Raw genomic sequence first — 9,483 nt, forward strand, 5'->3', positions numbered from 1 at the left:
TTACCCTTCGTAGATGATTTCCGCATTGCTCATCAGCGCGGAAAGGTTGAAAATACTGCCTTCCGAGCTGAAGTCCGGCGAATTCACAAAGGGCCGTTTCAGGTAGGTCGTGCGGGTGCGCGGGCCGTCCACTTCCACAAGGGCAAGGATGAACTGCTCTGGCTGGTTCAGTGCGGTAAGGATCTCGTTGCGTGAAACGATGACGTTGGTCGCCCCGGCGGCGCGGCCCTTCACCTCGATGAAACGCAGGCTGGGCACGCCTTTGGCGAGGGCGTCCGGCACGGAGCTTTCGATGTCGTAGCCGCATTTTTCCGCGCTCACGTCGCGGGGCAGGAAGCCCTGCGCGCGTTCGGCTTCCATCACCGCCTGCATGGCCGCCATTTCTATGGTTTTGCGGGCGCGGGCGTCGGCGCAGAATTCCGGTGTGGCGCGGCCCGTGAGCTTCGCCATCAGTCCGCCGGGAATGATGAGCGCCCCGCCGATGATGACCGGCGGCAGGGCCGAGATGGTGCGTTCGGCGGCCAGCTCGTCCATGCGGCGCTTGAGGCGGGCGGCCAGCTCTTCGGCGCGGCGTTCCGCCATCTGGGAATTGAGCTGGGAGTTGCGCTTGCCCGCGTTCTCCTTGAGCTTGAGGTCGGCGGCGCGGTAGTCCCAGTATTGTATCTCGGTGGTGAGGCGTTCCTTGACGGCCTTCTCGGTCTTGTCGATGAGCCGTTCCTTGCGGGTGCGAACCTCGTTCAGGTGGCCGGGGATGAGCCGCGTCACGGCGTGGCCGAGGGCGAGGCTTTCCACGCCGCCCGCAAGCCAAGCCTTGCCGCTGGCGTGTTCGAGCGCGGCCTGCCGCTCTTCGCCAGAGGCGGGGCGATAATCGAGGTACGGCGCATAGCCTGCGTTGGAGGCCGTGCCGTCTTCGCTGATTTCCACAAAATGGATGTTGCGCGAGATGACGCGGCGGCTCCCATCGGCAAGGAGCGTGCCGTCCTGAATGGTGTGCTCGATGTAGAAGAGCAGGCGCGCGGATTCGCCACTGTCGTTCTCGTCCACCAGCACGGCCCCGCGCTTCAGAAGGTCGCCGGAGCGTTCGCGCATCACATCGAGCACGGCTTCGAGCAGGGGATGCCCGGGGCAGATGAACGCGGCAGGCACAGCGCCCTGAATGTTGCGGTAAGCCTTGTCGAAGCAGATGCGCTCGTAGCGGGTGAGCACGGGCTCGCCGTTGCCCACCTGCATATCGCGGCTCCGCACGGCGTGGGGAACGAAGGTGATTTCCCAGCGGCCCTTCTCGCGCGGGGACATGCGGCCGCCCAGTTCGCGGAACGCCTCCTTGAAAAAAGCTTCGATGAAATGCGGCTGGAGGCGGCGGGCTTCCATGCGCTCCATGTTCTCGCGGATGACGGCCACGGTTTCGGCGTCCATCACGTTCTGCGTGAGCGCGTGATCCTGCACCAGCTTGCGTATGGCCTCGCGGTCGAAGGCAGAGTCCATGTCGGCATCGAGGCGGGTCTGCACGGCGGGGTCACTGCCGTGGCGCACGGCTTCGATGAGCAGTTCGCGCAGGGGGCGGTTGTTGAACGTGACCTTGCCGAGTATGTCGAAGACCTTGCCGCCCAGCGCCTGCTTCTCCTGCTCCAGCTTTTCAAAGAGCTTTTTGAAGACTTTGCCTTCGCGGGTCTCGGCGGCAACGAGGTTCCAGAGCCAGCAGTCCTTGGTCTGGCCTATGCGGTGGATTCGGCCGAAGCGTTGCTCTAACCTGTTGGGATTCCAAGGTAAATCATAATTCACCATAAGGTGTGCCCGCTGGAGGTTGAGACCTTCGCCTGCGGCGTCCGTAGCGATGAGGATGCGCACGTCCTTGTCCTGCTTGAAGCGTTCTTCCACCTTGCGGCGCTCGTCGCGGAGCATTCCGCCGTCGATGACCACCACGGCTTCCTCACTGCCGAGGAGCGAGCGAATCTTGCCGGTGAGGTAGCGGAGCGTGTCGCGGTGTTCCGTGAAGATGATGAGCTTTTCGCGTAAGCCGTCCGAATCGAACATGCACTCTTCGTCCTGAAGCAGGCCGGAGAGTTCTTCCCATTTGCGGTCTTTGCCGCTGGCGCGCACGCGGGCTGCCATAGCTTCCAGCACCTTGAGCGTGGCGATTTCCGCTTCCAGTTCCGCGATGGTGGACGCGGCACTGGCGCGGTCGGCCACCTGCTCTTCGGCTTCTTCCAGCTCGGAGGAGGGCAGGTCGTCGTCATCGAACTCCGCGTCGGCAAGGTCGAGGAGGGCGTGGTCTCGCTCCCACATCTGGGCGCGCTGGCCGAGTCGTTCTTCTTCAAGGCGGCGTTCAAGGCGTTCCTTGCGGCGGCGCAGTGACTGGAAAATGGCTTCCGGCGAGGACGCGAGGCGGCGCTGGAGAATGGTGAGCGCGAAGCCCACGGTAGTGCGGCGTTCGTTGTTCAGCTTGTCCGCGCGGTTGAATTCGTTCTCCACGTACTCGGTCACGGCCTTGTAGAGTTCGGCTTCCTGCGGCGAGAGGCTGTAGTCCACCGTGGCGGCGTGGCGGTCGGGGAAGAGTTTAGAGCCGTCGAACTTCAGGAGTTCTTCCTTCACCAGGCGGCGCATGACATCCGACACGTTGACGGACTGTGCGCCGGTGCGGGAGGCACCGCCGAAGCGATCCTGATCCACGAGCGCGAGGAAGAGCTGGAAATCTTCTTCCTTGCCGTTGTGCGGCGTAGCGGTGAGCAGGAGGAAGTGCCGCGTGATGCTGGAAAGCAGGCGGCCGAGCTGGTAGCGGCGCGTCATTTTCACGTCGCCGCCCCAGACCGTGGCGGACATCTTGTGGGCTTCGTCGCAGACTATCAGGTCCCAGTCGGTGACGCGGAGCTTGTCGAGCAGGTTCTCGTTGCGGGCCAGCTTGTCGAGCCGCGCAATGGCGAAGCCCGCTTCCTGAAACACGTTGCCGGAAGCGGCGGCTTCGATGCGCTCGTTATTGAGTATCTCGAAGCGCAGGTGGAACTTGCGGAAAAGCTCGTCCTGCCACTGCTCGGCCAGCGAACCGGGGCTTACGATGAGGCAACGCTTCAGATCGCCGCGAGCGATAAGTTCCTTGATGAACAGGCCGGTCATGATGGTTTTGCCCGCACCGGGGTCATCCGCAAGGATGTAGCGCAGGGGCAGGCGGCCCAGAAGTTCCTGATAGACAGCGGAAATCTGATGCGGGAGCGGCTCGACATCGGATGTGTGGACGGCGAGGTACGGGTCGAAGAGGTGGGCGTAGTGGATGCGCCACGCCTCGGACGCAAGGCGGAGCTGTGCGCCGTCGGCATCGAAGCTCCACGGCAGTTCGGCCTTCTGGAGCGTGAGCGAGGGCTCGTCTTCCCGATAGAGAAGGCGAGTGCCCGGCGTGCCCCGGCTGTCCTTATAGGTGATGTCCAGAACGGCGTTGCCGTACCACTGGGCCGCCACGATAGTTACGGCTTCCTGCGGTGCGATGCCGAGAACACTGCTGCCGACGGTGAGTTCTTCAAGCTTTGCCATGGAACCTCCGATCGGGGATGGAGGTTTCCTTCCTGTATGTTTCCAACGACTTATCTCTGCTGACCATGCCGTTATCCCTTGGGAATACGCCCGCCGGCCTTGCAAAAAGGTGTACTTTCTTGCAAGCCGTGAGCGCAAAATTGAGCACTCCATTTTTGCCATAAATCTAGCAAAGTTACAACTCCGCCTCTTCTGACTGGCCTGCCAGCATCCTCCCAATTTTCCCTTTGCAAGAAAGTACACTTAGCTACAGAAATCTTTAACAATTCTCCTTTTCATCCGATTTTCTTCTCTTTGCATGGTAGCGGAACGTGGAGAGCGGAATCCCACAATTTTTCGCGGCCTGAGTTCCGGAAATCTTTCCTTCGTTCCATAGCGAAACCATGCGGCTGAAGTTCTCAGGCAGAGGGCGGGCTTCGCGTCCGAAGCGGACACCGCGAGCCTTTGCCGCCGCTATGCCTTCGGCCTGCCGCTGGCGTATGTTCTCGCGTTCCTTCTGGGCTACGAAGGACAGCAGTTGAAGAACAAGGTCGGCAATCAGCGTACCGACCAGATCTTTGTCACGGTGCGTGTCGAGAAGAGGCATATCGAAGACCAGAATGTCCACCTTCTTTTCGCGCGTCAGGATGCGCCACTGTTCCTGAATTTCTTCGTAGTTGCGCCCCAGCCTGTCTATGCTCGTAATGCAGAGCTGGTCGCCGGGGCGCAGTTTTTTCATCAATGCCCGGTAGCGCGGACGGTCGAAGTCCTTGCCGGACTGCTTATCTATATAGACGCGGCTTTGCGGTATGCCGCGTTCCGCCATGGCGATGAGCTGGCGGTCCTCGTGCTGATCGGTACTGGATACGCGGACGTATCCATAAACCTTCTCCATAGGCGGGCTCCTTGCGGTGGCAGTGCGTCGGCACGGTTATTCGGTCTCGCTGGGCGTGGCGGGAGCATAGGCTTTTGCGGAGCTGGTAGGCTGGGAGGCAGGCTTCCTTACGCGGCGCGTGGAGCTGGCCTTGCTCTTCTGGGACGTCTCCTGCGCCATATCGTGCATATACTTGGAGAGCGTGGAGAGTTCGATATACACTCTGTACTCCTTCAGCTTTTCAGCGATTTCTCTGGTGGTGAAGCCGCGCTTTTTCATGTCTCGAAGTGTCGGATAAAGGGCACGGATAGCCTCGCGGAACGTCATTTCGTGGTTGCCTTCCAGCGTCTTTTTCTCGTGCTGAAGGTTGGGAAATTCCGCTATGATCTTGCGGACAGTCTCAGTATTGGTTTTGATCATAGATTCATCCTTTCGACGTATGCATTGCGTCGGGTTAGAGGTTCACCGATTCCCGGTCGAGCGGGACGGTCGCCCACGCTTTGCTCCTGCAAAGCATAGTGGGCTATATCTTGGGCCTTGGGCCAAGGTTTGGGGAGTGCCGATTAGTGAAAAGAGAAGGAAGGCCCATCGTCTTCGTGGGCAGGCGTAGATTTGCGTGTGGTGAGGCAGGGTTGCCGCTCCATTTCGGCACGGAGTTCCTCTTCCTGCTTGTCAGCGAGGAACCTCTCAAAGCGCGGCTTTTCGTCCGGTTGGGCAATGAACTCTTTGAGCGCATGAGCCTCCCCTTCGGCTTTTCTCTTTTGTGCTTTGACTTCCTCAAGTTCTCGGAGGAGGCGGTCGATCCTACGGGCCTGTTCTTTCAGTTCGCGATTTCGCTCGGCAAGAAGTCCATCAACGATTTCCTTCCGTCCCTCCAGAATGGCCTTTTCGGCTAGAGCCTTTTTCTGCTCCTCAATGACGCGCCGCGCCTGAGCCAGCACAGTCTTGAAGTTGAAGAGCGTGGCTTCGGGCAGTTCTTCGTTGCGGCTGAGATAACGCTCGGCCACGCGGGCCTGCTTCTCGTAGTCCTTGATCTTGCCCTTGAGATGCTCTTCGAGTTCGTTCGCGGCGTAGAGCGTATCGAGCGCATGGCGCAGGACTTTCACGTTATCGGCGGCGATGCGCTCGCGCTCTTCCTTTTCCTGCTTGAACTCGCGGGTGTTCAGGTGGATGCGCCGCGCGCCGGGAACCTGCTCTACGCCGCGCTCAATACGGAAACCGCAGGATTGGAGATGTGCGGGTAGCTCACTTTGCAGGCGGCGCAGGCTTTCCCGCGTGTAGATGGCGTTGGCGTTGAGCCGACCGTCCGGCGTCACCGGGACGTGCAGGAAGTGCATGTGCGGCGTTTTTTCGTCCATGTGGATCATGGCCGAAATGACATTCTCACGCCCCACGAAACGGGTGAGAAAGTCGCGGCTCTCCTCGAAGAATCGCCGCTGTTCCTCTGGTGGCAGGCGGGCAAAGAAAGGCAGGTCGGAGGTGACAATCAGGCCGCAGAGCACAACGGCGTCTTTGCGCACGGCCTTGGGCAGGTTGAGTGCCTCGATTCTGGCCTGCACCGCGCGGGCGTAGTCGCGCAGTTCCGGCTGGTGCAGGTCGTAGTTTTCGTGGCTCTTCTCGTGCCGGATGTCGGGATTGGAACGGCTTCTCCGCTCGCGCCTGTTGTGGCTCTGGATGCCGCGCAGCGACTCGCGCTTGAACTTATCCATATGAAGGACGAGGTACGACATAGCGGCTCCCTAGTCATAGGCGATGCTCGCCGTGTTGATGCGCTCCATGAGGGCACGGATGTCCCCCACGCGCCACGCTGACGTGCGCGGCCCGAGCTTCACGGGCTTGGGAAAGACGCCGCTTCGGCAGCCCTCCCACCATGCGCTCTTGCTGATGGGGAAGATCTTGAGGAGCTGGGGCAGGCGGACATAGCCGACTGCGGGAAGTGCTATTGTTTTTTGCATAAGGAAAAACCTCCTTGGTGGATTTAGCACCTCGGAGGTTAGGAAAAACGGCGGGAAATGTTCGGGAAGAAATCGGGAATTTTCCGGGAATTTTGTGGAAAACCGGGAAGATAACGGGAATCACTCCTGACGGATGCTCAGGCGGGCGGCGCGAAGCAATAGTTTATCCACGTGATTGCGATAGGATTTGTCGTCACCGAACTCCTTCGGGGAGAGCAACCTGCCGACCTGAGTTTTGCCAAGCTTGCACCAGTTCAGGAGAACGTGGGCAGTGACGCACTCGTCGAAGTCTTCCTTCATGGCATCGCGCACGGAGGCCGGAGCTTTGCCCATCCAGAGTGAAGACGGAACAACGATGTTTTCGGCAGAGGGCAAGGACGAGACGGAGGCTTCAACGGGAATTTCGGGCTGGATTTCAAGCTGAATGTTAGCGGCAGACGTGACGAGTCTGTCCAGAATGGAGTTCACCACGCGGTGCGTTAGCCCCTTGACCTCGCGCTTCAACGGATAGTCGCCAAGAAACTCGATGACCGCGTCACGGTCGGCCATCAGCGTTCCCGTCATATTTCTGGAAATAAAACTTACGAGATAGGGTTGGCCGGCCTTGAAATGCCTGTAATAATCTTTTCGGGGAGGCTTACGGTCAAGCTCCGTGAACTCGAAATATTTATAGAGGATGTCGCGCTCTTCTGCGGCAACGCTGTGACCATCCTCGAAGGCCGTATCGAAGAGGTAATCCAGTCCTAGCCGGAACGGCTTGTAGGAAACAAGTTTGATGAGCTGCATGAGGTAGCGCACCATCTGCGTGCCGTAGAATATGGGATAAAAGTTGGACTGGTGACGGCTGTCGGGCTCGGGAAGCTCGGAAAGTTTTTCCTGCGTGGACGGCAGAGATCCAGTGGCGGCGAAGTGCCAGTACTTTTCGTAGGTTTCTGCCCAGAGTTCTTTATAGAAGAGCTGCTTGCGCTCCCATAGCTTCTGGATCAGGTCGTAGAGTTCGTCGTCAGTCAGGCCGTACGCGGCCTGGACTTTGCCAAGGGGAATGTGGACGTTTTCGGGCATGTCTATAGAGCCTCCTTTTGTTAGAGAGGAATGAAAAGAAAGGGAATGTGTCGGGAGAAAAAGAGCGCGGCGGGAAGTGCCGCGAGAGAAAGAAGGGGCGAAGAAGAGAAGAAGCGCGGGGAGCCAGATTCTGACTACAGGTAGCCAAAATCTGACTGCTCCCAGTCAAAATCTGGCTACTCATTAATATTAAGAAGTTAATATTAATACTCCCCCTACCCCCTCATAGAAATAAGAACTGGTTCACACTTGTCCAGTATCAGAAGGGGAATTTGTAAGGGGGATTTTTTGATGCTTCACGAGGAAGCGATAAGAAAAAAACGCGGACTTCCAGAGGCCATAATTCAGCTTCGGGAAGTCCGCCCATTATTTAGGGTAAGAGGATGGGGGCTTAGCCGAGCCACGCTCTCAGCATATCCATGCTGTCGTAGCCGTGTTGGAGCATGGCGTTCCGTTCTTCGTCCGTCCAGCCGTTATCGGCGATAGAGAGTTGGGGATAGCCTTCGGTCTCATAGGAGGGAATCTCTGCAGGAGCGTAGATTCTCGTTTCGTCAGCGGTATTGTTCATTTGTCGTCCCTCCGTGTCAGGCGGCGTTCTTGAGTTCGTCGAGGTAGTCGGCCCATTCCTGCATCATGCAGCGGCGTTCGGGTAGATATTCCGCGTAGTTGTAGGCCGCCCGAACGCCGTTCCGTTCCGAGTGCGCAAGCTGGCGTTCTATCCAGTCGCGGTTGTATCCACGTTCGTTAAGGAGCGTGGATGCCAGCGAGCGGAAGCCGTGCACGCTCATTTCATCCTTCTCGTAGCCCATGCGGCGCAGGGCATTGAGCATGGTCACTTCGGAGATGGGGCGCACGTCGGTGCGAATCGAGGGGAAGAGGTATTTGCCTTCGCCGGAGTAGAGCCGCAATTCTTCCAGAATCGCCACAGCTTGTCGGGACAGCGGGACGATGTGGGCCGTGCGCATCTTCATGCGTTCGGCGGGGATACGCCATTCAGACTTCGAGAAGTCAAACTCCTTCCATTCGGCGGCACGCAGTTCGGTGTGGCGAGTGAATACCAGCGGGGCGAGCTTCAACGCACAGACTAGGGGGAAATAGCCCTCGTAGCGGTCGATGTCGCGCAGAAGCTGGCCGACTTTCGGCGGCGAAGTCACGGACGCCCGATGCACCACCTTGTGAGGTTTCAGCGCACCGCGAAGTTCGCTCACGGGGTTCTGCTTCACCTTGCCGAGAATGATCGCGTAGCGGAAAATCTGCCCGATGATCTGGAGAATACGGCTGGCGGTCTCGTGATGGCCCTTGTCGTCCAGCGGCTTGACCACGCCAAGTATGTCCATGGGCGCGAGGCGCGTCACGGGCGTCTTGCCGATGACCGGGAACACATACGTTTCCAGCCGATAGAGGATGGCCTTGCCGTAGGCCTCGGAATAGGCGGCCGTGCGGACTTTGTGCCACTCGCGGGCGAAGAGCTCGAAGGTGTCGCGGGTCACAGCCTCGCGTTCCTGCTTCTGCTGTTTCTTGACCGCCGAAGGGTCTGCGCCCTTGTCGAGCAGGGATTTTGCCTCATCGCGGCGGGCGCGGGCATCCCTCAGGGAAACGGTGGGATATTTGCCGAAGCTGAGGAGCTTTTCCCTGCCCTCGAAACGGTAGGCCATGCGCCAGAGCTTGCTTCCGGCCGGGGTGACGTAGAGGAAAAGACCTTCGCCGTCGAAGTGCTTTTTCGGCGTGGAGGCGGGTTTTAGATTGCGGATCTGGGTTTCTGTCAGAGGCATGTAGGTACTCCTTGGATCTTATTGGATTGGAAGATACCCACATGGACTGAAAAAGCTTTATTTTCTAACCGGTTAACCTGTGGGTATCGGAATATGCATAGCACATTCATACCCACAGATATACCCACAAAAAAATTGGATGCAAATGCACGCCCTTGGATTCCGCTGGACGCTGAAAAAAGCTTAAAACAAAGAATCCCAAAGCCTTATTGGACTTTGGGATTCTTCTTCAGAGCCATAAATGGCTCCCCGAGACGGACTTGAACCGCCAACCTAGTGATTAACAGTCTATAAAATTATACTTTCATCCATTCTCACT

8 protein-coding genes are annotated in these 9,483 nt (G+C 58.5%); all 8 read right to left on the reverse strand.

The window, feature by feature from the left end; genetic code table 11:
* Positions 1–3,522 carry a helicase-related protein gene (locus Q0K07_RS04885; protein WP_077072824.1) on the reverse strand — a complete coding sequence of 1,174 codons (3,522 nt, stop codon included), beginning with the start codon at positions 3,520–3,522 and terminating at the stop codon, positions 1–3.
* A 259-nt stretch (positions 3,523–3,781) separates the two neighbouring features.
* Positions 3,782–4,396: a recombinase family protein gene (locus tag Q0K07_RS04890; protein WP_077072823.1), complete on the reverse strand. Its 615-nt coding sequence runs from the start codon at positions 4,394–4,396 to the stop codon at positions 3,782–3,784.
* 36 nt (positions 4,397–4,432) lie between these two features.
* A complete protein-coding gene (locus Q0K07_RS04895; protein WP_077072822.1) occupies positions 4,433–4,795 on the reverse strand; it encodes a hypothetical protein in 363 nt (120 codons plus the stop codon).
* Positions 4,796–4,938: 143 nt separating this feature from the next.
* On the reverse strand, positions 4,939–6,105 hold the full coding sequence (gene mobV / locus Q0K07_RS04900) for a MobV family relaxase (RefSeq protein WP_294557222.1): 1,167 nt from the start codon (positions 6,103–6,105) through the stop codon (positions 4,939–4,941).
* Positions 6,106–6,114: 9 nt separating this feature from the next.
* Positions 6,115–6,330 (reverse strand): AlpA family transcriptional regulator, encoded by a 216-nt coding sequence (locus Q0K07_RS04905; protein WP_077072820.1) that lies wholly within the window; start codon positions 6,328–6,330, stop codon positions 6,115–6,117.
* A 120-nt stretch (positions 6,331–6,450) separates the two neighbouring features.
* Positions 6,451–7,392: a hypothetical protein gene (locus tag Q0K07_RS04910; protein ID WP_077072819.1), complete on the reverse strand. Its 942-nt coding sequence runs from the start codon at positions 7,390–7,392 to the stop codon at positions 6,451–6,453.
* 391 nt (positions 7,393–7,783) lie between these two features.
* On the reverse strand, positions 7,784–7,960 hold the full coding sequence (locus Q0K07_RS04915; protein WP_154674806.1) for a hypothetical protein: 177 nt from the start codon (positions 7,958–7,960) through the stop codon (positions 7,784–7,786).
* Positions 7,961–7,976: 16 nt separating this feature from the next.
* Complete coding sequence (locus tag Q0K07_RS04920; RefSeq protein ID WP_077072818.1) at positions 7,977–9,164, reverse strand: integrase arm-type DNA-binding domain-containing protein; 1,188 nt, start codon at positions 9,162–9,164, stop codon at positions 7,977–7,979.
* Positions 9,165–9,483: the final 319 nt, after the last annotated feature.

The organism is uncultured Mailhella sp., assembly GCF_944324615.1.
Lineage (GTDB): Bacteria > Desulfobacterota > Desulfovibrionia > Desulfovibrionales > Desulfovibrionaceae > Mailhella.